26 protein-coding genes are annotated in these 24310 nt (G+C 34.0%); 23 read left to right on the top strand and 3 right to left on the bottom strand.

All coding sequences use genetic code 11. The annotated features are described in order from the left end of the window. The first annotated feature begins 139 nt into the window (after positions 1–139). The 20 genes from QNI29_RS19195 to galE all read left to right on the top strand — a co-directional run bounded on the left by QNI29_RS19195 (position 140) and on the right by galE (position 20481). Complete coding sequence (locus tag QNI29_RS19195; protein WP_231417790.1) at positions 140–889, top strand: YveK family protein; 750 nt, start codon at positions 140–142, stop codon at positions 887–889. Beyond that, on the top strand, positions 879–1577 hold the full coding sequence (locus tag QNI29_RS19190) for a CpsD/CapB family tyrosine-protein kinase (protein ID WP_231417791.1): 699 nt from the start codon (positions 879–881) through the stop codon (positions 1575–1577). Before QNI29_RS19195 ends, QNI29_RS19190 begins: the two co-directional genes overlap by 11 nt. Before the next feature lie 212 nt (positions 1578–1789). Then, entirely contained in the window at positions 1790–2566 is a 777-nt protein-coding gene (locus QNI29_RS19185) for a tyrosine-protein phosphatase (RefSeq protein WP_231417792.1), read from the top strand. Positions 2567–2964: 398 nt separating this feature from the next. Then, on the top strand, positions 2965–4833 hold the full coding sequence (locus QNI29_RS19180; RefSeq protein WP_231417793.1) for a polysaccharide biosynthesis protein: 1869 nt from the start codon (positions 2965–2967) through the stop codon (positions 4831–4833). A 171-nt stretch (positions 4834–5004) separates the two neighbouring features. Next, the gene (locus QNI29_RS19175; RefSeq protein WP_231417794.1) at positions 5005–5310 is read left to right on the top strand and encodes a type II secretion system protein; all 306 of its coding nucleotides are present in this window, start codon (positions 5005–5007) and stop codon (positions 5308–5310) included. A gap of 475 nt (positions 5311–5785) precedes the next feature. Then, positions 5786–6466 (top strand): PIG-L deacetylase family protein, encoded by a 681-nt coding sequence (locus tag QNI29_RS19170; protein ID WP_231417795.1) that lies wholly within the window; start codon positions 5786–5788, stop codon positions 6464–6466. 21 nt (positions 6467–6487) lie between these two features. Then, positions 6488–7312: a formyltransferase family protein gene (locus tag QNI29_RS19165; protein WP_231417796.1), complete on the top strand. Its 825-nt coding sequence runs from the start codon at positions 6488–6490 to the stop codon at positions 7310–7312. Beyond that, positions 7312–7971 carry a sugar transferase gene (locus tag QNI29_RS19160; RefSeq protein ID WP_231417797.1) on the top strand — a complete coding sequence of 220 codons (660 nt, stop codon included), beginning with the start codon at positions 7312–7314 and terminating at the stop codon, positions 7969–7971. The genes QNI29_RS19165 and QNI29_RS19160 overlap by 1 nt, the downstream gene beginning before the upstream one ends. After that, the gene (locus QNI29_RS19155) at positions 7968–8771 is read left to right on the top strand and encodes an NAD-dependent epimerase/dehydratase family protein (protein WP_231417798.1); all 804 of its coding nucleotides are present in this window, start codon (positions 7968–7970) and stop codon (positions 8769–8771) included. Before QNI29_RS19160 ends, QNI29_RS19155 begins: the two co-directional genes overlap by 4 nt. Before the next feature lie 20 nt (positions 8772–8791). After that, entirely contained in the window at positions 8792–9616 is an 825-nt protein-coding gene (locus QNI29_RS19150; RefSeq protein ID WP_231417799.1) for a glycosyltransferase family 2 protein, read from the top strand. Positions 9617–9620: 4 nt separating this feature from the next. Beyond that, positions 9621–10802 (top strand): polysaccharide pyruvyl transferase family protein, encoded by a 1182-nt coding sequence (locus QNI29_RS19145; protein WP_231417800.1) that lies wholly within the window; start codon positions 9621–9623, stop codon positions 10800–10802. 275 nt (positions 10803–11077) lie between these two features. Beyond that, the gene (locus QNI29_RS19140; protein WP_231417801.1) at positions 11078–12316 is read left to right on the top strand and encodes an O-antigen polymerase; all 1239 of its coding nucleotides are present in this window, start codon (positions 11078–11080) and stop codon (positions 12314–12316) included. After that, a complete protein-coding gene (locus QNI29_RS19135) occupies positions 12313–13224 on the top strand; it encodes a glycosyltransferase family 2 protein (protein ID WP_231417802.1) in 912 nt (303 codons plus the stop codon). Before QNI29_RS19140 ends, QNI29_RS19135 begins: the two co-directional genes overlap by 4 nt. 14 nt (positions 13225–13238) lie before the next feature. Then, positions 13239–14294 (top strand): glycosyltransferase, encoded by a 1056-nt coding sequence (locus QNI29_RS19130; RefSeq protein WP_231417803.1) that lies wholly within the window; start codon positions 13239–13241, stop codon positions 14292–14294. A gap of 326 nt (positions 14295–14620) precedes the next feature. Continuing rightward, the gene (locus QNI29_RS19125) at positions 14621–16000 is read left to right on the top strand and encodes an oligosaccharide flippase family protein (protein ID WP_231417804.1); all 1380 of its coding nucleotides are present in this window, start codon (positions 14621–14623) and stop codon (positions 15998–16000) included. Between the two features lie 114 nt (positions 16001–16114). Continuing rightward, complete coding sequence (gene rfbA, locus QNI29_RS19120; RefSeq protein WP_231417805.1) at positions 16115–16993, top strand: glucose-1-phosphate thymidylyltransferase RfbA; 879 nt, start codon at positions 16115–16117, stop codon at positions 16991–16993. 16 nt (positions 16994–17009) lie between these two features. Beyond that, on the top strand, positions 17010–17570 hold the full coding sequence (rfbC, locus tag QNI29_RS19115) for a dTDP-4-dehydrorhamnose 3,5-epimerase (RefSeq protein WP_231417806.1): 561 nt from the start codon (positions 17010–17012) through the stop codon (positions 17568–17570). A gap of 6 nt (positions 17571–17576) precedes the next feature. Continuing rightward, a complete protein-coding gene (rfbD, locus tag QNI29_RS19110) occupies positions 17577–18431 on the top strand; it encodes a dTDP-4-dehydrorhamnose reductase (RefSeq protein WP_231417807.1) in 855 nt (284 codons plus the stop codon). Then, the gene (gene rfbB, locus QNI29_RS19105) at positions 18432–19451 is read left to right on the top strand and encodes a dTDP-glucose 4,6-dehydratase (RefSeq protein ID WP_231417808.1); all 1020 of its coding nucleotides are present in this window, start codon (positions 18432–18434) and stop codon (positions 19449–19451) included. Between the two features lie 40 nt (positions 19452–19491). Next, positions 19492–20481, top strand: coding sequence for a UDP-glucose 4-epimerase GalE (gene galE, locus QNI29_RS19100; protein WP_231417809.1), 990 nt, complete (start codon positions 19492–19494; stop codon positions 20479–20481). A 163-nt stretch (positions 20482–20644) separates the two neighbouring features. Here galE and QNI29_RS19095 read toward each other — a convergent pair whose 3' ends face one another. Further along, positions 20645–20779 carry a hypothetical protein gene (locus tag QNI29_RS19095; protein ID WP_255688479.1) on the bottom strand — a complete coding sequence of 45 codons (135 nt, stop codon included), beginning with the start codon at positions 20777–20779 and terminating at the stop codon, positions 20645–20647. Between the two features lie 368 nt (positions 20780–21147). Here QNI29_RS19095 and QNI29_RS19090 point away from each other — a divergent pair, with 368 nt between their 5' ends. Next, a complete protein-coding gene (locus tag QNI29_RS19090; RefSeq protein WP_231417810.1) occupies positions 21148–21495 on the top strand; it encodes a terminase gpP N-terminus-related DNA-binding protein in 348 nt (115 codons plus the stop codon). Then, complete coding sequence (locus QNI29_RS19085) at positions 21489–21881, top strand: DDE-type integrase/transposase/recombinase (RefSeq protein WP_231417811.1); 393 nt, start codon at positions 21489–21491, stop codon at positions 21879–21881. Before QNI29_RS19090 ends, QNI29_RS19085 begins: the two co-directional genes overlap by 7 nt. A gap of 191 nt (positions 21882–22072) precedes the next feature. Here the strand turns inward: QNI29_RS19085 and QNI29_RS19080 are convergent, their stop codons facing one another. Both QNI29_RS19080 and QNI29_RS19075 read right to left on the bottom strand, forming a co-directional pair. Then, entirely contained in the window at positions 22073–22219 is a 147-nt protein-coding gene (locus tag QNI29_RS19080) for a hypothetical protein (protein WP_231417812.1), read from the bottom strand. Positions 22220–22249: 30 nt separating this feature from the next. After that, entirely contained in the window at positions 22250–23119 is an 870-nt protein-coding gene (locus QNI29_RS19075; RefSeq protein WP_231417813.1) for a hypothetical protein, read from the bottom strand. Positions 23120–23540: 421 nt separating this feature from the next. Between QNI29_RS19075 and QNI29_RS19070 the strand changes: the two genes are divergently transcribed. Continuing rightward, a complete protein-coding gene (locus QNI29_RS19070) occupies positions 23541–23990 on the top strand; it encodes a hypothetical protein (protein WP_231417814.1) in 450 nt (149 codons plus the stop codon). The last annotated feature ends 320 nt before the right edge of the window (positions 23991–24310 follow it).

Here is a 24310-nt window from a genome sequence, read left to right as displayed (position 1 = left end):
AATATATAGATTTATAGGAATAACGAATTATAACGTAGGATATTGTTAACTTTTATAGAAATTTAGGTAAAAAACTAGAATATTGTGCTATAATGTGTCCATATCATAGAAGTAGTTACATATATTAGGGGGTTTACTGATGGAAGAAACGATTTCTCTCAAGGAAATCTTCGATGTGTTAAAGAAACGAATCGTTCTTATCCTATCTCTTATTGTATTAGCCACAGTCGTAAGTGGTGTCGTTAGTTACTTTGTCCTAACGCCGATTTATGAATCAAGCGCTCGATTTGCTGTAAGTGAGAAAACGCAAGAGCCGTCTGAATATAACTATAGTACGATCCAAACCAATGTCGGAATGATTGCGACATATAATGACTTGTTAAAGGATCCGTATATTTTAGATTATGTTATTGATGAACTAGATCTTAATGTAACCGCAAGTGAGTTAACGAATAAGATTTCTCTTTCAAGTGGAGCTGAATCGCAAGTGGTTAAAGTAACTGTAACAGACCCCTCCATTGAACAAGCAGTTAACATTGCAAACAAAACGGTTGAAAGCTTCGAGAAAAGAATACCTGATGTTTTCGAAGTAAATAACGTTAAGCCCCTGGCTGCAGCTGAAGTACCCAAAAATCCAAGCCCAGTGAAACCAAGCCCTATGCTTAATATAGCGATCGCCTTTGTGCTTGGTGCGATGGTTGGCGTTGGTTTAGCCTTCTTGTTGGAGTACTTAGATAATACGATTAAAGATGAACAAGATATCGATAAGACACTTGGACTACCGGTACTTGGTGTGATCTCAGAAGTAAAGGATGAAGACGTTGGCCCGGCACGTACGACACGATCTCATTCCAGGTCTTCCTCAAGGAGTGATTCACTTGGCGCGTAAGAAAAATAAGAACTTTATACAGAAAGCACGAACGCTAATTACAAATAGTAATCCAAAGTCTCCGATATCAGAGCAATACCGCACCATACGTACTAATTTACAATTTGCCTCTGTCGATAAGGAAACGCGTACCATACTCGTTACATCAGCTGGGCCAGGTGAAGGGAAGTCAATGACAGCGGCGAACGTTGCTACTGTTTTTGCCCAGCAGGGGAAGAAAGTGCTGTTGATTGACGCCGATCTTCGTAAGCCCACTATCCACTATACCTTCAGGGTAAGTAACTTAACCGGTTTAAGTAACTACCTTGTCGGTCAGAACAAACTATCTGACATCGTCTTTCAATCAGAGGTTGAGAACTTAAGCGTTATGCCCTGTGGTCCTATTCCACCTAATCCAGCGGAGATTCTTGGTTCCAATGCAATGACGAATTTAATTGAAGAAGCAAAGAACAACTATGACATGGTGATCTTCGATACGCCGCCTGTGCTAGCGGTAACGGACTCTCAAATTTTAGCGAATGCCTGTGACGGTGTCCTGCTTGTTGTGCGTAGTAAGCAAACACAACACGAAGCAGCCCAGAAGGCTAAAGAGCTACTAATCAACGCACAAGCTAAACTACTCGGTGTTGTCCTTAATGGGAAGAACATCAAAAAAAGCAACTATTACTATTATTATGGATCCAGCTAAAAGAGAGAAGTTACCTCTGTTTTCTAGAGGTTGCTTCTCTTTATTTTTAATAGGAAAATAGTTGTGTTTTGCTAGAAAACGGAAAAATTACTAGTATTCGACATTTTTCTTGGTTCTCAAGCGAATTCTAGGCTGATATAATAAATGAAATAATGAAAATATTTCCTTTGTACTAGATAAATAGATGTACGTAAGGGTGGAGGGTGAGTCTTTTGATCGATATCCATTGTCACATCTTACCTGGTTTAGATGATGGGCCGCAATCGATGGACGATAGTATTCGAATGGCACGAGCTGCCTATAAGGATGGCATCAGAACCATCATTGCAACCCCACATGACCAGAATGGGGCTTTTGAGAACCATCGAGAGGGCGTAATCGATTCCGTCCGCGCTTTAAATGAGGAACTAGAGGATCGGGATATTCCCGTAACGATCTTACCAGGCCAGGAAACTCGTATTCATGGAGATATGGTAGATGACATCACGAAAGGACGTCTCTTACCGCTAAAGGAGACAAGCGGATATATCTTTGTAGAACTTCCATCTGATCACGTTCCACGCTATACGAGTCAATTATTGTTTGACCTTCAGGTAGCAGGCTACAAACCAATCATCGTTCATCCGGAGCGCAATCGGGAACTCGTTCAGCATCCGGATCAGTTATACAAGTTCGTTAAGAACGGTGCCTTCACCCAAGTCACCGCTGCAAGCATAGCCGGTAAATTTGGCAAAAAAATAGCCAAATTCTCAGAACAAATGATCGAGGCGAATTTAACTCACTTCGTTGCTTCAGACGCACACAATACTTCGACAAGAAGTTTCTATATGAAGAGTGCTTATAACGTCATCGACCAGGAGTTCGGAACGGAAATGACCTATCAGTTTATGGATAACGCAGAGCTTCTGCTAGAAGGCAAGATGGCCGCCATGGACATGCCTCACCGAATTAAGCAGAAGAAATTTCTTGGGATTTTCCAAAAGAGATAAGAACACAAGTTATATTATTTGGCAATGCCTCCTAGCCACTATCATCGGAGGCACTCGGCCCTGCTGTGGGTGAAGCATAAGCTTAGCACCTTAGACGCTTGTCGTCAGTAGTGGGGTGTGAGGTGGGGTTTGATGCCCTGTTATGACTGGCAAAACAGGAGTGAGCAGAACAGTTTTCGCTTTCTCCTGCTGTTTGTCATGTCTTAAATACTTATTACGTCATAAATATAGGTTTGTGATTTCGCTAGATTGGAGCAGGTTGTAAACGTATATTTATGTCTCTTGAATACTTTCAAATAAGCTTTGAGAGGAGAGAGGAATGTGAATCGTTCCTTTTGTTTGCAAGAACGATATACCAACCAATTGAATAAACAACAGATGAAAAGAGGTGAGTACATATGACGTTTGGGAAGCGGTTGTTGCTATTAATGGTAATAGACTCTGGCATTGTATCGTTTTCGATTTTTATGTCGCACTTTTTCCTTAATCCTTATACCCATGTATTTGATACGAAAATGATCATGGCATCTATTACTCTACTCATTACGCACCATATATTTTCTTCCTTCTTCGGTCTTTACAGAAGGGTGTGGCGATATGCTAGTGTTCCAGAGCTTATTGGCATCGGTGGTGTGGTCACCTTATCCATTCTTAGTACAGCGGGGATGCAGTTACTCTTGTATCAAGATACTTATGAGCGAGCACTAGTTGTTACATGGATGCTACATATAATCTTAATCGGCGGTGTCCGATTTGCTTGGAAGTATTATAAAACATATGGGTTTCATTTTTCTTTAACGAAACTTAAGGAATCGAAAGAAGCAGCTATCCCATTCGTTGAAGGCCAAACGCGTACGCTTATTATTGGAGCTGGATCAGCCGGCCGGATGCTGGCACGTCAAATGAAGGAAAGCGAAGCGGCGAATGTGAAGCTGATCGGCTTTGTAGATGATGATTTTACAATGCGCCATTTGAACGTAACGGGTTTACCTGTCTACGGGGCCATTAAAGACTTATCCTCTGTAGTGGAAAAACAGGGGGTCAACCATATTGTCATTGCGATGCCATCGGTTGAAAAAGCACGTATTAAGGAGATCGTCTCTTTGGCTCAATCCGCAGTGAAAAATGTGCAGATTCTACCGATGATCGAGGATCTTGTAATGGGGAACATATCAGTTAATCAAATCCGCGATGTATCGATTGAAGACTTACTCGGCCGAGAGCCTGTTGAGCTTGATATGGGGAGTGTGTCAGAGACATTAACGAACCGCACGATTCTCGTTACAGGAGCTGGTGGTTCAATTGGATCTGAAATATGTCGTCAGATCTGTAAATTCGAGCCGAAACGAATCGTTTTATTGGGTCACGGTGAAAACAGTATTTATACGATTGAAATGGAATTACGAAATGTCTATAAAGATCGATTCGAAATTATAACGGAAATTGCTGATGTTCAACATAGAGAAAAAATGATGGCTGTAATGGCGAAGCATAAGCCTGACGTGGTTTACCATGCTGCTGCCCACAAGCATGTTCCGTTGATGGAACGTAATCCGGAAGAAGCGGTAAAGAATAATGTGATCGGTACGAAAAACGTTGCTGAAGCTTCAGATGCAAATGGCATTGGCACGTTCGTGATGGTATCAACAGACAAAGCCGTCAACCCAACAAGCGTCATGGGGGCCTCAAAACGGATGGCTGAAATGATCGTCCAAGACATGGATGCCAGAAGCGAAACCCGTTTCGTCGCTGTTCGTTTCGGGAACGTCCTCGGCAGCCGTGGCAGCGTCATCCCGCTATTTAAGAAACAAATCGCCCAAGGCGGGCCGGTTACTGTTACTCACCCGGATATGATTCGTTACTTTATGACGATTCCTGAGGCTTCAAGGCTTGTGATTCAGGCTGGGTCTCTAGCAAAAGGCGGCGAGATCTTTGTGCTTGATATGGGTGAGCCTGTTAAGATTACGCATCTTGCTAAGAACCTGATTCAGCTTTCTGGGTTTGAGGTTGATGATATTGGTATTGAGTTTACTGGTATGAGGCCTGGGGAGAAGTTGTATGAGGAGTTATTGGGTAAGGATGAGGTTCATGATGAGCGGGTTTGGGAGAAGATTTATGTGGGGAAAGCTTTGAACCTAAATCTTGATCATGTGATGGATACAATTGAGACTTATGATAGCGTTAGCCAAGATGTCTTGAGGGAGCGTGTTGTGGGCATTGCTAATGGACGTGTTGTAGAGGGAAAAGCACTGCTTGCAGTGAAGTAAACATGAGGGAGAATATAGCTGATTTGGTTGAGGCTATATTCTTTCTTTGTGTGTATGTATATTTAATAGGAAGAAACTCGGCACAGAATGATTGGGAATGGGTAATTTTTAGAAGTTAAATGAACCTAAATGACGTAGTCAATAAAGTGAGTAAACGAGTGAGGCCAGGGGATGAAATATCGATTTATATTTATACATAAGATTAAGTATGGTAACCAAGGGTTTACCTTGGTGGAGTTGTTGGCTGTTATTACAATTCTCGGTTTTCTATCAGCGATCGCTGTTGTTTCAGTTAGAGGAATTATTGATAGATCTGAAGCTGCTGCATGTCAGAGTAATCGTAATCATTTAGAACGGGAATATCATAGGCATTTGATAATGGAGGAGCTTGATCATTCGGATGAATTGTTTGTGATGTATCAGGATGGGTATGGGGAGATATGTTTGGTTGGTGGGGAGGTTGGCTCTTTTTCTTGATTTATTTTTAGGCAGAATGAATTGGGTTAAGGAAGAATTGCTAATAGATGATCGCTGTATATCGTGTTAAAAGCAGAGGATTTAGGTTTAAAAAATATTGATTAGATTGGCTTTTCGGAAATCTTATTAGTGGGGGGGATTGAATGGGGGTAAGGAACTGATTATCGTGGTTAGATTGAAGGATAGAAACCTTGCAGGGTAAGGGTTTGAGGCGTTTTTAGTGAGATTTATAGATTGAATGAATGGTCAATATAATAGGAAGAAACTCGGTTTGAAGTATTAAAATAGTAAATATCTATTTCGTATTTGTTTCGTAGATTGAATAGATATTACGAGGTGGCTATCAGTAGTAGATAACAATTTTAGTGGTTTAGTAGTTGGTTGGAGTAATAGATTTGAAGATTCCAAGTAAGTTCTAATCTACTAAAAGTTATTATAAGAAGAATGGATACTAAAATTAAGCGAGGTAAATAATATGTCATATTTAGTTGTTATTGCACACCCAGATGATGAAGTTTTAGGAGCAGGTGCTACTATGTATAAATTAGCACAGGAAGGACATTCCGTAAATGTCTGCATCCTTTCAGGTGATGTTAATGCTAGAAACTTCAGACCGAGCACGGAAGAGTTAAATGAAGATGTAAGTAGCTCGATGAATATTCTCGGTGCTGATAGAGTCATTACGGGCGAATTTCCAAACATTGAATTTAACATGGTCCCACATTTAAAACTTGTACAGTTTATTGAAAAAGAAATTATTGAGACTGGTGCGGATGTGATTTTTACACACCATCCAGCGGATTTAAATAACGACCACTTACACACTTCTTTGGCTTGCCAAGCGGCATCAAGGTTATTCCAAAGAAGAAGCGATGTTAAACCTTTAAAAGAACTACTCTTCATGGAAGTTCCATCATCTACGGAATGGGGACTAAACAAAACGATGAATCAGTTTTCACCAAACGCTTTTATTGAGGTTGGTGAAGAGAGTGTTGAGAAAAAGATAGAGGCTCTAGCTCAGTATAGGGGTGTAATGAGAGATTATCCTCATCCTAGAAGTAATGAGGCAATCAAAGGATTAGCAGCCTACCGTGGTGGCCAAGCTGGAATGGTTTATGCTGAGGCCTTTGAAAGTGTATTTAGACGTGGATTCTAGATAAAGAGAGGATGAGATAATTTGAAGAAAAAAATAGCTTTTGCTACTTGTGTACAATTAGGTCTGAGTTGTATTGAAGAAATATATCGCATTGGTGGGACTCTTGATTTACTCATCACTCTTAAAGATGAAAAAGCGAAGAATAAGTCAGGTAGAATTTATTTAGATGAGATTGCAAATGAACATAATGCACCCCTCTTGAAGATTGATAACATCAACGATCAAGAGGTTCTTAGTACTTTAAAAGAACACCAAATTGATTGGTTGTTTATTATTGGTTGGTCCCAAATAGCTAAGAAAGACGTCCTTGAAGGACCTACGTATGGTTGCATCGGTATGCATCCTACCTTATTACCAGTCGGTAGAGGGAGAGCAGCAATACCGTGGGCAATTATTAAAGGGTTAAAAGAAACTGGTGTAACTATGTTTAAGTTGGACGAAGGTGTAGATACAGGAGATGTTATTGGTCAAGGAGTTATTAAGCTAGATCAGAATACAACAGCAACAGAACTTTATCAAAAAGTGGACGATATGCACATTACCCTTATTGCAAAGTATTGGGAGGAAATAGTTAATAACAATATTACACTTACAAAGCAAGACGATGCGGTTGCTACAGAATGGCCAGGAAGAAAGCCTGAAGATGGTCAGATATTTAATAGTATGACTATGGATGAAGCGGAAAAATTAGTAAGAGCTGTAACTCCTCCGTATCCAGGTGCTTTTTATAAAGATGGAGATAAAACCATTAGAGTTTGGTCAGCGAAGACTGATAAACACGATGGTGATATAAAACTTAGTGATGGGTATTTAATTCCTATTGATTATAAGATTGAGGGATTGTAATGCAAGGAAAAAAGTCTCAAAGATTTATAAAGCGAATAATTGATATTGTAGTCTCATTAATAGTGCTTTTAGTGTTTTTACCACTGTGGATTATAGTAGCTGTATTAATTAAGGCTACTTCAAAAGGGCCTGTATTTTTCTTACAAGAACGACCTGGACTAAACAAACAAATCTTTAATGTTTATAAATTTCGTACGATGAAACCGGGATCGGACAAAATGGTTAAGGGTCAAGAGGTAATGAAAGACGATGATCGTGTTACTGCAATTGGAAAGTTGCTAAGAAGAACGAAGGTAGATGAAATTCCTCAAGTACTAAATGTATTAAAGGGTGAAATGAGTCTAGTTGGGCCAAGACCTGAAAGAATTGCATCCCTTTCAGATTACGATGATGAAATTTTAAAAAGACTTAACATTAGTCCGGGTATGACAGGCTTAGCACAAGTGAGCGGCAATATCTATCTTTCCCTAAAAAATCGATACAAGTTTGATGTTTATTATGTAGAGAATTTTAGTATATGGCTAGATTTGAAGATAATTTTAAGAACTATTGGTGTTGTGTTATTAGGGGAAGATAGATATGTTAACAAGTGCTTAGTTGAAATTAATCAAGGCGCTAAAGAGGTAGCTGCTACTAAAGAGGAGACTGTTTCAAAATGAAAAAGATACTTGTAACAGGAGCTAATAGTTATATAGGTAGGTCATTTCAAAACTTGGTTGCTCAATTTCCTGATAAGTATACAATAGATGCTATTAGTGTAAGAGATGATAGTTGGAAGGAAAGGTCTTTTATTGGATATGAGGTTGTTTTTCATACTGCAGCAATTGTCCATGTTAAAGAAAACGATACGGCTAAATATTTTAAAGTAAATAGAGATTTAACGGTAGAACTGGCTAAAAAAGCCAAAAAAGAGGGTGTGAACCAATTCATATTTTTAAGTACTATGGGCGTATATGGTAAGAATGGGAAAATCGGTGATGAAGTAATTATAACAAAAGATACAATCCCTAGACCTAAAACATATTATGGGATGAGCAAGCTAGAAGCTGAAAAAGAATTAATGAAGTTAACAGATAATAAATTTAAAATAGCTATATTAAGGCCGCCTATAGTATACGGGCCTAATTGTCCAGGGAATTATGCTAAATTAGAAAAACTCGCATTAAAAACGCCGCTATTTCCTATGATTCATAATCAAAGGAGTATGATCAATATTGAAAAGTTGAGTGCTGATTTGAAAAAATACGTAGACATTGAAGCCCATGGGATTCTCTTCCCGCAAGATGATGAATATATAAACACAAGCCTAATGGTGCAAAAAATTGCAGAGCAACATGGACGAAAGATAATACTGACTAAATCATTAGGTTGGCTTATAAAATTGTTTGGAAGTAAGGTTGGTGTTTTTAATAAGGTTTTTGGAAACTTAGTGTATGAGAAAGTAGATATTAAAAATTAAGTGGAAACAGAGGTAAGTTCATGAATGATTTAAAGTATTCCGTCTTAATGTCAGTTTACTATAAAGAAAATCCACATTTTCTTAGAGAGAGTTTATTAAGTATGTTTAATCAAACTGTAAAACCGGATGAAATTGTGTTAGTAAAGGATGGGTTATTGACTGACGAGTTAGAGAAAGTAATAAATGAGTTTAAGAGTGAAACCTTAAAAATTGTTGCTCTGGAAGAAAATGTAGGGTTAGGAAAAGCATTGAATATCGGCTTGAATAAGTGTGAAAATGAATTGATAGCTAGAATGGATACAGATGATATATCGAGAAAAGATAGATGTGAAAAACAGCTAGATTTATTTAGAAAGAATAGTTCATTGTCAATTGTCAGCTCAGCAGTTGCTGAATTTGATAAGGATATTAATACTATTAATGCGATAAAAAGATTACCTACACATCACGAAGAAATTATTAGATACAGTAAAAAAAGAAATCCATTTACTCACCCTGCGGTTATGTATAAAAAAAGTGACGTAATAAGGGCGGGAGGATACAAACATTTCAATTTATTCGAGGACTATTATTTATGGGCTAGAATGATTTTAAATGGATCGATTTGTCATAATATTGATGAGCCCTTATTATTTATGAGAGCTAATGCAGATATGTTTAATAGAAGAGGCGGTTTTCAATATTTTAAAGGTATATTTAAATTTAAATACCACCTTAAAAAAATTAAATTTTATTCTACAAAAGATTTTCTAGTTTCTTCTTTTTCTCAAGGTTTTGTTGCACTGTTACCAAATAAAATGAGAATTAAAATATATTCAATTTTTTTAAGGAAGAAAGTGAGCTAAGAATATGAACATACTTATATTAAATCAACATACTAAAAATTTTGGTGATGACATTGCAGGTATATCCTTAATCCAAGAATTAAGGAAAAGATTTAAAGATTGTAAAATAAATATTATATATAATACTAATGGGAAGCTAGAGGTCAATGACGACAATATTAATCATGCAACAGATCTGAGTCTAAAGAATATTGGATTGTTACAGATTTTGATTTTCCTATTTTTTTCTTTATTTAAGATAAAATTCATATACAATACAACCTTAAGGGAATTACAAAATTTAGTTAAGTCATCAGAATTCATTTTCGTATCACCCTGTGGTGCAAATATTGGCATATACAAGGATTGGAGATTTTTGATAAGGTCTTTGATAGTAATACTTCTTGGGGGAAAACTTATTTTTCATAATAATACCGTTGGAAGTAGTGGTAACTTTTTATTTGATAGTATTGCAAAATTTATTCTTAGAAGATCAGATGTATATGTTAGAGAACAGGCTAGTCTAGATTATCTTCATTCTATTAACGTATTCTCAGTAAGATCAGTTGATACAGCTTTCTTGTTTGAAGATGATACTTTACAAATAACGGAGGATTATACAGTATTCATTCCAACAAAACTAGAAACATGGCATCCAGATTTTAAAAATGAAGATCTATTTGAAGATCTAAAAAATAAAGTTTTAATTGATTATGTTAATTTTATACAAAATAATAGATTGAAGCTTTATATTTTACCTCACATGCATGGAGAGTACTTAGAAACTGAATTACACAATAGATATGTAAGTGAGTTTATAAAAATAGGCTTACCTAAGGAAAAAATAAAAATACTAAATATAAATGATGTTTATGACTACAATAAATATATTAAAAATTCAACTCTTGTGGTTTCAATGAGATATCACGGTGTCGTGATGTCTATTAAAAACTCAGTTCCTTTTATTTCACTTGGCTATGAAAATAAAATGCAGGAAGTATGCAAGTATTCAAATGTAGAAATGTTAAATTATAAACTAAAGAATTTTAAAAATACAGACTTTAATATTAAGTTTCAAAAAGTTTGGGAAAGAAGAAAAGAAATTACTAGTACTTTAAATGAGTCTAATAAGTATTTAAAACAGCTTGCATGTATAGCCATTGATCAAACAGAATTTTGTGTTAAAAACAACATAAAGATCAAATAGTATATTTTATACTAGTGTCACTTTAGTAATTTGTATGTAATAGGTTAGATGATACTTTTAATATTCCTCATTTTTCTTAGGACAAATAATTCCATGTGGGTTCGTTATAAAAATGTGCATTTAATATTATTTTCTTATTGCTGTCCTACTTTATGTTTAATCTAAACTTAATAATATTAAGCCGAGATAACTCCAGTTAAATGATCAACAGACTTAAATATTAGTCTAAACGAATTCATGAAACGGATCTACTTTAGGAATGGAGAAGATTTTAAATGAATTATTTACTATTTCTTATTATAATCATAATATTATATTCAATTAGAAATCTAAAATTTAAATTAAACGAACCTATCTTTTTATATACATTTATATGGTCAACAATATTAGTACTTTATTTATCACAAATAATTGGTATTTTAACACCATTATCTGCTCCGTTTTATTTTTCATTAATTATAAGCTATTTGATGTTCATAATGGGAAGTTCTATTGGTAAGAGAATAACAATACCACCTATATCTTATGAATATAATAGAAATAAACTATTTTTAGCGGCAACCTTCCTATTTTTTGTAATAACTAGTGCTTTTATGTTAACGATAGTTAAATTGGGAGCTCCTCCTGTACTTGGGGGATTATCACGGGAACATTACTATATTGGATATTTAGAAATCCTTTATTTGACTGTATATGTATTCTGGTTTATCGGTTTCTATCTAATCTTTCAAAAGTACAGAGTTAAAAGTATTTTAATTATGATATTACTATCATTAATTATTATAGTATTAAAAGGAAATAAATTCCCAATAATATATTTTCTGTGCTTACTCCTGTATTTTAAATCTCAGGGAAAAAGTATTAATATTAAAACTTTTTTACTTTATACAGTTGTTATTATAACGGTATTTACTGGTGCGATGTATTTATATGTTGATAACTTCCAAAGTTATATTAGGTATAAAACAAACTTGGTAGATTTCAATTTGAATGAAAATTTATGGTTTTTAATTGATCCATTGTTGTATTTAACAAGTAATTTCATGAATTTAAGTAACTATTTGGGTGCGAATACATCACATAGTTTTGGATTGAGCAGTTTATCAGGAATTCTCTCATTTACTCAAACAAAGGATTTATTTTTAAATAAATTTACATTAATTGAAGCCGGGTGGAAAGAGAACTTGATTTACCCATGGTTAACTACTGGGACATATTTAAAAGAAGTTTTTATTGATTTTGGCTTTATAGGGATAGTTTTATTCCCGTTTTTTTATGGTTTTTTCAGCGGGAAATATTTCAGTTTGGTAGTCAAAACTAACTATAACTGTTCAATTTTCAATTTGTTCGTTAGTTTCACATTCTTTTATTCCATATGCATTAGCTTTTTTACATTTTATTTTAACAGTATAGAATTAGTATTAAATCTTATTTTAGTTTATTTTATCCATAGATTTGCTGCTAAAAAAGTTAGAAGGATTTCCTCTTCTAATGAAATGGGGGTAGAGGCATGATCAGTGTAGTAATTGTGACATGGAATTGTGAAAGAGTCATAACAGACTGCTTGAAATCATTGGAACAATATTTACCAAATAGTGAAGTTATAATTGTTGATAGTAATTCACAGGACAAAACCTGTAAAGTTATTGAGGATTTAAAACAAGGAAATATAAGATTAATAAAACTGAATGAAAATGTAGGATTTTCAAAAGGTAATAATATTGGAGTTAGTTATGCTAAAAATGAAAATATATTATTACTCAATCCAGATACCGTATTAATCAAGCCAGGATTAGAAAAAATAGTTGGATATTTAAATGATAAGATTGGACTAATTGGTTGTAAATTATTGAATCAAGATTATTCTTTGCAACCTTCGTGCTACATGTTTGATACTCCAATCAATATAGTTATTGAGCAATTTCAAATTGGGAGGTTTTTTCCAGATAAATACAAAAAACGATTTTCACCGTATTTAGGTGATCACAATAAAAAACTGTATGTTGATTGGGTAATTGGTGCATTTATGATTATATCAAAGGACTTGTATGATAAAGTGGAAGGATTTTCGGAAGATTATTTTCTTTATTCCGAAGATATGGACCTTTGCTACAAAGTATCACAAAAAGGAATGAAAGTTTTATTTACACCTGACTATGAAATTATCCATATAGGTGGACAATCAGAGGCAAATGATAGTAATACATCTAATAAATTTAAAAAAATGTTAGATAGTCGACTGGTTTTTTCTAAGAAGTATAATCATAGACGAAATATGAGAACATTTCTTCTTTCTTATACCATAAAGCTCTTTATATTTAGTATTTTACGCTTTATTACTCAAAACAATAAGCAGGTACAAAGTAAATATAATAAATATAAGAACTACAGAATCTATATTAAACATATTTTATCTGAGTAAGGGTAGGTTATAAAATGAAGATAGTATATGTTATATCTAATTTAAAAAAATGTGGTCCTGTTTTTGTGTTGTATGACCTGGTTAAAGAGCTATCAAAAAAGAAAGGTTTGGATATATATATAATTACTCTAAGCTCGGAAACATCTCTATCAATGGTTGATGATTTTAAATATCTTGGGGTTAAAATCTTTTCATTGGATAATATAAGTAGATTCAATTTTTACAAATACCATAAGAAAGTTAAAGAAGTTCTTGTAAGCATACGCCCTGATTTACTACATGCTTTCTGCTTTAGAAGTACTTTATTAATTTCTTCTATTAAATATGTTGAAAAATATGTAACCGTTCATAATTATTTTAATTCTGATTTTAAATATAGACACGGCAAATTATTAGGTTTTGTCATGGAAAGGTTATTTTTATCTTCAATCAAAAATTATAATAAGGTGATATGCGTTTCATATAGTCTTAAAGAATATTTAGATGAAAAATATTCTTTGACCAACACTTTTGCAGTTTATAATTCTGTAGAGAGATATACTACAAAAACCAATATAATTGATCATTCTGGTGAAATTACTTTTATTATGGTTGATGAACTAACAGAATTAAAAAATAATGAATTTGCAATTCAATCTTTTGTAAATGTTTTTGGGAAGCAACATAGATACAGGCTTAAGATATATGGAGTTGGAAAAGATTTTATAGAATTAAAGAATAAGTACAATAAGTATTCTAATATTGCGTTTATGGGCTTTGTTGAGGATAAGGAGGAAATATTTAATAATGCACACTATTATATATCAGCGTCAAGAACTGAATCATTCCATTTATCTTTTGTCGAAGCACTTGTAAATAATATTTATTGCATAGTATCAGAAATTCCAATCCATAATGAAATTAAACAGTTATATGTAAATTCATGTGAGACTTTTGACTTAAGAGAAAATGATGGACTAATAAACCCATTAAAAAAAATAAAGAACAAAAATAATTTAGAAATTGACAATACTAATTTCTTCAAATGTGAGGAAATGGCAAATAGGTATCTAAGCTTATATTCCCAATAAATTGTTGCCTTTTTATTTTTCGATAAGCGATTATAATTATTAAAAATGCAAATTAAATTAAGAAGTAAGTAGGTTGCCACATTATTTAGGTTTTTAAAACCAATGGTTATGTAAAATGGTATTTAAAATAAACGAAGGAAGTTTAGTTAGGATTTAGCCTATAAAAATACTATATTACTGATTTTTGCATTGTCAAAAAACTATCGACTTAAATAGTAGATGGGATCGAAAAAAGAGGGTTATAGAGATTTAGTTTATACTTAAACACTAAGCCTTACATGCCTAATATAGATTTCGTTCTTTCAACGAGAATAGGTGCTTATTTAATGACAAAGACTAAAAAGTTACTTATAAATACTGTGATTTTTGGGATAGGCAATATTGGTAGTAAATTAATTTTGTTTATATTAATACCCATATATACGTTTTACCTTAGTACAGAACAATACGGATATGTGGATCTAATTACTACTATAATAACTTTAGCCATTCCTACTGTATCTTTCTGTATATCTGAAGCAGCATTGCGTTTTGCTCTTGATAATAAAAATAACCATATAGTAATTTTTAATACAGGATTCGTCACTATAATTGTGTCATCAGTAATTTTATTATTAATAGGTGTTATTATTGGCAATATTATTCAGGTTGATTATCTATTTTTAATAATGTTTGTATTGATTTTCCAAATGATAAATATATTTTTATCGCAATATATTAAGGGGTTACAAAAGAATATTATTTATTCATTAAATAGTATTATCTTGTCTTTTCTAATGCTTATTTTTACTCTTGTATTCTTCAATATGAATCTTAATGTTTTATATGCTTATTTTTTTGCACAGTTACTTGCATATATGTTCAGTGTAATGTTTATTATGATATTTGCCGGTGTTTTAAAAACTGTAAATTTGACGAAATTTAATATGAATATATTAAAGAGTATGATGATATATAGCTTTCCTCTAATACCCAATCAACTTATGTGGTGGGTAATGAATCTTTCTGATCGATTTTTTATTAGTTATTTTATAGGATTATCGGGTAATGGAATTTATGCTGTTGCATCTAAAATTCCCAGTATATTAAATATAGTGTCCGCGGTTTTCATTCAGGCTTGGCAAATCTCAGCGATTGAAGAGAAAGATAGCCGTGAAAAAAATATTTTTTATAGTAATGTATTTAACAACTTATCATCATTTCTTTTGATAATTATTAGTATGATTTTATGTTTTTTAAAGATAATAGTAGATTACTTTTTGGCGGAAAGTTATGGTAGTGTGTGGAGATATGTCCCATTTCTTTTATTGTCACTTCTTTTTTCTAATTTTTCTATGTTTATTGGGATGAACTATTTAGCAAATATGAAGACTTCAGGGATTTTTAAGACCTCAATTTATGGGGCAGTTGTTAATATTGTTTTGAATTTCTTACTGATTCCTCAATATGGAATAAATGGTGCAAGTATTGCAACTATGTTAAGCTTTTTGGTTGTTTGGATAATAAGGATGAGTGAAACACGCCATTTTGTGCAAATAAAAGTAGACTGGATGACAATGGTAAGTTCATTAACTTTTATTTTATTACAAATTGTATGCCTGTATTTCAGTTTGGTAGTAATTAACTATATTTTATTTGGCTTAATATTATTATTGAATATTAAGTATATAAAACGTTGGCTGAAATTGATTATTAATAGGGATTAATGGAATTTATATTAGATTATTACCTAAAAATTAGGGATTTATTTATGATAAAAAAGGTAAAGATGCTTTAAGACACTTAATTAATAATAAATGATTCTAATGAGGAGGTTATTTATGAAAGGCATTATTTTAGCTGGTGGTAGTGGAACTCGTTTGTACCCATTAACAATGGTAACCAGCAAACAGCTGTTGCCGATTTATGACAAACCTATGATTTACTATCCATTATCAACCTTAATGTTAGCGGGAATAAATGAAATTTTAATTATATCGACTCCAGAAGATACTCCTCGTTTTGAAAGTTTATTAGGGGATGGTTCTCAATTTGGTATCTCGCTTCAATATAAAGTTCAACCAAGTCCTGATGGTTTAGCCCAGGCCTTTTTAATTGGCAAGGAATTTATTGGTCAAGATTCTGTAGCCATGATATTGGGTGATAATATTTATTATGGTAGTGGCATGAGGATAATGCTTCAACGAGCAGCAAACAAAGAATTTGGAGCAACTGTGTTTGGTTATCACGTACAAGATCCGGAACGTTTCGGAGTTGTAGAATTTGATGCGGAAGGCAAAGTAATCAGTGTAGAAGAAAAACCAAAATTTCCAAAATCAAATTATGCTATTACCGGCCTTTATTTTTATGATAACCGTGTTGTAGAGATTGCTAAAGGAATTAAACCCTCTGAACGTGGTGAATTAGAAATTACATCTGTTAATGAGGCCTATTTAAATACTGGAGAACTTAATGTTGAACTTTTAGGTCGTGGATATACATGGCTGGATACTGGCACTCACCAAAGTTTAGTTGCGGCAACTAACTTTGTTAAAACTGTAGAAGGGCATCAAGGTATAAAAATTGCTGCACCTGAAGAAATAGCATATATTAATGGCTGGATTGGTAAAGAAAAGTTAATTCAATCTGGTGAGCTATTTTCTAAAACGGGATACGGCCAATATCTATTAAAAGTTGCCAATGGAGAAATAAAGTACTAATCATGAGAGGTGAAATATGAAGGTTATTGGAACGTATTTAGAGGGCGTATTAGTTATTGAACCAAAGGTCCATGGTGATCATCGAGGTTGGTTTATGGAAACATACAGTGATGTAAAATTCTCAGGGTCTGGAATAGAGTTGAATTTTGTTCAGGATAATCATTCATTTTCTGCAGCTAAAGGTACATTAAGAGGACTGCATTATCAATTAAACCCTAAAGCGCAGACAAAGCTAGTACGTTGCACACAAGGGGCTATTTTTGATGTTGCTGTTGATATCAGAAAAAATAGCCCTTCTTTCGGTGAATGGTTTGGGATTAAATTAACTGAAGAAAATAAAAAACAATTATTAGTGCCAAAAGGCTTTGCACATGCGTTTATAACTTTAACAGATAATGTTGAGGTACAGTATAAAGTAGATGAGCTTTACTCAACAGAAAATGATCGAGGTATTATCTGGAATGATCCTAAAATTGGTATTGAGTGGCCAAGTGATATAACTCCTATTCTGTCAGAAAAAGATCAAAAGGCACCTCTATTAAAAGATGCTGAAAATAACTTTAATTATGGAGAGTAGTGTAATATGAAGGTTTTAGTAACTGGTTATACTGGTCAACTTGGTTTTGATGTTGTACAAGAAGGTAAAAAACGTGGATTAAATATGATAGGAATTGGCAGGGAAGATGTAGACATTACTAATGAAGCGCAAGTATATCAATATGTACAAGAAACAAATCCAGATGTGATCATCCATTGTGCTGCATATACAGCAGTTGATAAGGCAGAGGATGATAAAGAAACATGCTGGAATGTAAATGTATTAGGTACAAAATTTATTACTACAGCAGCTAAGAAAGTTAATACAAAGTTGATGTATATAAGTACTGATTATGTTTTTGATGGTAAAGGTGAGGAGTCATTTAAAGAAGTTGATAAACCCGATCCTGTTGGTTATTATGGTTTAACGAAATATGAAGGAGAAAAAGTTGTAAGAGATTTGCTCGAAGAGCATTTTATCGTTCGTATTTCATGGGTTTTCGGAATCAACGGACATAATTTTATAAAAACCATGCTTCGATTATCTGAAACTCGAAATGAAATAAATGTTGTCGGCGACCAATATGGTTCACCAACGTATACATTTGATTTAGCACGTTTATTAATCGATATGATCCAAACGGAAAGGTATGGTGTCTACCTTGCATCAAACGAGGGATTTTGTACATGGGCAGAGTTGGCTTCTGAAATCTTTCAACAAGCCAATAAAGATATTAAAGTAAACGTAACCTCAACAGAAGAGTATCCTACACGTGCTGTTAGGCCAAAAAACTCACGTATGTCAAAGCAAAAGCTAATTGATAATGGATTTAAGCGTCTACCAAAGTGGCAGGAAGCCTTAAAACATTATTTAAATGAATTAGCACAAGAGGTGAAATAAGTGGAACGAAAAAAAATTCTTGTTACAGGTGGTGCCGGATTTATCGGCGGTAACTTTGTTCAATATATGGTGGACAAGTATCGACAATGTGACATTTATAATTTAGATTTACTAACCTATGCTGGTGATTTAACAAAGCACAAGCATATTGAAACAAAAGAAAATTATTATTTTGTAAAAGCGGATATAGCTGAACGTGAAAAAATTATAGCACTTTTTGAAAAGGAAAAATTTGATTACGTTGTTCATTTTGCTGCAGAAAGTCATGTTGACCGTTCCATTACAGATCCAGGGGTATTTGTGCAAACGAATGTAGTCGGCACACAAGTATTATTAGATGCATCAAGAGCCGTTGATGTTACAAAATTTGTACATGTTTCAACAGATGAAGTATATGGAGAGCTAGATTTTGATGCAACTACATTCTTCACAGAAGAGACACCATTACAACCCAATAGCCCTTATAGTGCAAGCAAGGCGTCATCTGATTTATTAGTTAGATCCTATCACGAAACATATGGATTACCTGTAAACATCACTCGTTGCTCTAATAATTATGGTCCCTATCACTTTCCTGAAAAATTAATTCCATTAACCATTTCACGTGTCTTAAAAGATCAAAAGGTTCCTGTTTATGGTGATGGGAAAAACATTCGTGATTGGTTACATGTAATTGATCACTGTGCAGCGATTGATTTAGTACTACATGAAGGGGTTAATGGTGAGGTTTATAACGTAGGTGGTCATAATGAACGGACCAACTTAGAAGTAGTTAAAACGATAATAAAACTTTTAGGTAAAGCTGAAGAGTTAATTGAGTTTGTTAAAGATCGACTAGGTCATGATAAACGTTATGCAATAGATCCTACTAAACTTGAAAATCTAGGTTGGAAGCCTAGTTACACATTTGAGACAGGAATTTCCCAAACTATTCAATGGTATCTTGATAATAAAGAGTGGTGGGAGAAAATTATTAGTGGGGAATACCAGAACTATTTTGAGAAGCAGTATACTCTCTAACATTTAATGATTAAAATTCTAATGAAAGGAGGTTGACATAGTGACTATCTTAATAACTGGTGGAGCAGGGTATATTGGTTCTCATACAGTACGATATTTCCTAGGTCAGAATGAAGATGTTGTTGTTGTCGATAATTTACAGAGCGGTCATAGACAATCAATTAATAAAGAACAACTCTATCATATTGATCTTAGAGATAAAGAGGAGTTAGACAAAGTTTTTAAATCACATAACGTTGAAGCGGTAATTCACTTTGCTGCTAATTCCTTAGTCGGTGAGAGTATGACTAAGCCGTTTGAGTATTATGATAACAATGTTTATGGAATGATGTGCTTATTAGATGTAATGAAAGAAAATAACGTAAGCAAAATTGTTTTCTCTTCAACGGCAGCTACCTATGGGGAGCCGAGGAACATTCCTATTCTTGAAAAAGATGAAAATAATCCAACGAATACATATGGCGAAACAAAATTAGCTATGGAAAAAATGATGAAATGGTTTGATCAAGGTTACGGTATTAAATTTGTTTCTTTAAGGTATTTTAACGCTGCAGGAGCTCATGAGAGTGCACGAATTGGAGAACATCATGACCCGGAGACTCATTTAATTCCATTAGTTTTACAAGTTCCACTTGGTCAAAGAAATAAAATTTATATGTACGGTGACAATTATCCTACGGAAGATGGGACATGTGTAAGGGACTATATTCATGTAATGGATTTAGCATCAGCACATTATTTAGCATTAGAGTATTTAAGAAATGATAATCCAAGTGAAATCTTTAATCTTGGTAATGGAAATGGCTATTCAGTTAAACAAGTGATTGATGTAGCAAGACAGGTAACGAAACATCCAATTCCAGCGGAAGTGAAAGAAAGAAGAGCTGGTGATCCAGCTGTCTTAATTGCTTCTTCAGAGAAAGCAAAAAGTATTTTGGGGTGGAAACCTCAGTTTGATTCATTAGAGAAAATAATTACTGATGCATGGAATTGGCACAGAAATAATCCTAATGGTTATTCAACGAAATAGTAGCTTCATGCAATACGAGAAATGGATTAGATGGCAAAGGCGTGACTTTATTGCTTTGTGTCTGGACGCTTGGCGATTTGAAAAGAATAATAAAGAATTTTGATTTGAAAATTACCCGCGGGGCTCATTTTGGCTCGGCGGGTATATTTGTCATGCTTAATTTTTATGCATTTAATATCTGTTCATCTATAATTTTGCCCTCTTCTAAATCAATAAACATCGCAGTAATTTTTAACCGTAACAATCTTGGAGGATATTTAAGTATGATTTCATATATTTTTTCATTGCTTACTGCCATTGTATATTTAGTAATATCATCTTTATCGTATATAGCTAATCTACCGTAAGTACCACGGGGACGGGTCCCTTGGTACAAATAAAGCTACTGCTATTTGGGAAGTAAGCACATGTGGGTCATTTTTTTCCCGCGGTGGATCAAAAAGAAGGCAGAAGTGGAATACGGCGAGGAGAGGGGATAGTGAATTGACTAAGAGGAAGGTGGTTAATAATTTATTTAGTAAGTTGAATAATGCTATAGAAAAGGAGGCGATGCTCTTTGCACCCTTTTTCGCTCGACAGAATTGGAAACTGTTTGATCACTAATGACCTCCCATCCGTTAAAATAAGAAAGCATGGATTTAACGGATGAAGTGGAGGATCAGGAAGGTGAGTAAATTAGAAACCATCGTTGAGGTACATCAATTAAAAAGGCAAGGATTTAAAGTGGCAGCTATTACACGGAAGTGCAACCTATCTAGAACAACAGTCTATGAATACTTAGAAAGAGATTTTGAAGAAGCATTGGAGTGGGTGGAGATTTTGAAAACTAGATCAAGAAAACTAGATCCTTACCAGAAACAAATCCTCTCATGGTTGAGAGAACACCCGGATCTATCAGCTTCCCAGATTTCATACTGGTTGGAAGAACGATGTTCTTTCTCAGATGTAGGAGAAAGCACTGTCCGAACGTATGTGAGGGAGTTGAGAGAAAAGCATACATACCGAAAATGTTGACCTATCGTACGTACGAAGAAGTTGAGGAATTACCCCCAGGTCACCAGTTACAGGTGGACTTTGGGGAAGCGAAAGTTGAAAAGGCAAATGGGAAGTGGGACAAAGCTTATGTCATAGCCTTTGTTCTTTCACATTCGCGATATAAGTATGCAGAGTGGCAAGAGCCCCCTTTTACTACACGTGATGTTTTGCGTTCTCATGAGAACGCCTTTGAGTTTTATGGAGGAAGAACAGAAGAGATTGTTTATGACCAGGAGAAGTTAATGACCGTAAGTGAAAATGGTGGAGATATTATCTTCACTGAAGAATTCCAAGCTTACAAGGAGCAACGAGGATTTTCCGTTCAGGAAGCACAGGGACGGTTCCCGTGCTTCTTTTTTAGTTGAGTTTATTGTATCGAAGGAAGCGCTAGAACCGTCCCTCCCTGCGCTTCTTAGAAGGAGTAGAACAAATTTTAGTTGAGTTGCTCCTTCTCGTTGAAAAGACATTTTCTCTTATTCCAGTGGTTCTCTTGCTCCCAGAGAGAATCGCATAAAATGAAATCTTTATAAGAAACCTACAGCATATATCCGCTTTTTCATAAATTATTTAAATCATCATAGTATTTTTCACTATATATTTTTTCTTTTTCATGCTTATTCTGTAATAAAGCTATTTCTTCTTCAAAGTCAAGCTTTTTGGCCGTCTCACTCATAAATTTTGCTACCACTTCCACCATAGCCAAAACATGGACCTTCCAAGTTCCATCGTGATATCAGTTGCGATTAAAAGAGTTATATAAGCACTTATAAATGGTTTTATCATCTTCTGATACAAATACATTTGTTATGAGTATTCCTGCTTCAGCAACAATAAGTGAGAAAGAAGATTCCAATTCTTTAATTTCACATCGAATTTCATTCCTCATTGCGATATTATTAACATCGTATTTAGCGGAGCTTTCACTTAGTATATGGATTGGTACTCTAGACCTTCTTTCGTAGTCAAGCGTATATTCCTTCATTCTTTCCCGACCTTCATTTAATCCTATATAACCGTATTTATTAGTAAAGTTTATAACAGTATTCAGATTAGAGTTAAGTTCTTCATTGTCCTCTTTTTGTATTAAGTTATTAATCTTCTTATCAGCCCCCAAAAATATATCATTTACCTCATTCATCCTGTTTGGAGAATATAAGGTAACAGTTTTCGTGGACCCATTAAAATCCGAGAAATCTATTACCAATGTCTCTATTTTGGGTTCATCGTATGTAATTCTCCAGCTCCCAATTACACTTTTAAAAGGAATAGTCAATTTCCCTCCGACCTCTATATACCCTTCATCTTTATTTAAAGTTAGTTTATAAATTTTACTACTATGTCCTATTAGTTGTCTAAAGTTCACTTCACCAGCTGCCTCTCTGAATGGATATTGAATAACTCCTTCGAATTCGGGTCTATTGTTTTTTACATATTTGTAGATACCATAGCCTATATATATAGCTAGAGGCAAAGCCATTATGGATAAGTATTTAACAATATAATAGTCATTAGGAACATTTAGCAATAAATTAATTTTATTTCCCGAATAACCAACTACGAACAGCATAATGACTATAAATATAAACGATAAACAACCTTCCAACGTATCGCCTCCCCTTTGATCATTCAGTAAGTTTTATTTTAACATATTTATCCACTAACCACTTTTGGATTATGAGTATTCATAGGATAGTGCGTAATACTTAAAGGGACCGTTCCTGTGCTTCTTTTTTAGTGAATTTTCGATTTTAGTGAATCACTAGAACCTTGCCCACGCTTCTTCCCAATTCTATTTTAGAGTTTACACCCATTGTCTCTTTAGCAATATTTTGAGTGATCTCTAAATAAGGTTTCCAGTTTAATAGTTAAATTTTCTGGTTTTCATGGAAATTTTGTTTATTTATGATACCAGAGTTATATTCCCTAGGGATGAGATGGTGTAACTAAAAAAATTTTAAGATAAAAATCAAAGAAGACTAAAAAAACAAGGGAAAACAATTTGTCAAGGAGGAAGGATAGTAGAATTGATTGTTCTATATAAGGGGGAGTATTATGGTTTTTTTGATATAGCAAAAGCTGTTGCAGGAAAACTAATCGATTCCGCAGAAAATACACAACAAGAATTACATATTAGGTTTATTCTTTATAAGAGATTTTTTAATTTAACAGTATATAAAGGTGGGATGAAAGTGTCTAATATTAACAAATTTAGGGGATTAATTAGTGAACAAGGGTTGGAAGAAGGTCAAAATCAAGATGGGAGTCATTTCTTTAGAACGGAACATAAAATGGAAAATGACGGCTCTATCGTATTAGCTGTTGCTTTTGATTCCAATGAAGATATGGTTGATGTTTTTGGTTTTGATGTAGCCAATTTTACTGATCCATTGAAAAAAGAGTCCTTACATAAACTGCTAAATGAAGTGAATAGGGTCTTAGATTTAACACGTTTTATGAGGAAGATGTTAGAGTGAGTATCTCAGCTGGATTAATGTTTGAAGAAAACTTTAACCCCAATGTAGTCACCCGACTTTTAATCATGAAGTAAATGCTGCAGAACAAATATATCCTAAGTTAATGAAATTAATGTGGGCATAACACACTAGTGCAGTGGCATATGGAAAATGTAGGGTTCGCGTGGACGGTTCCCTTGCTTCTTTTTTTGAAGGGAATATTTCGGTTTAAATGAAGCGCTAGAAACATCCACGCGCTTCAATATATCAGTGAGTAACCCAAAATAAAATAACTAAGAAATTAAGGTGAAATTCAACAATTTATAAGCGTGTAAATGTCT

This window comes from Pontibacillus chungwhensis (assembly GCF_030166655.1).
Lineage (GTDB): Bacteria > Bacillota > Bacilli > Bacillales > BH030062 > Pontibacillus.
The sequence above is the reverse complement of the archived record's forward strand: the minus strand, read 5'-3'. Positions and strand labels throughout refer to the sequence as shown.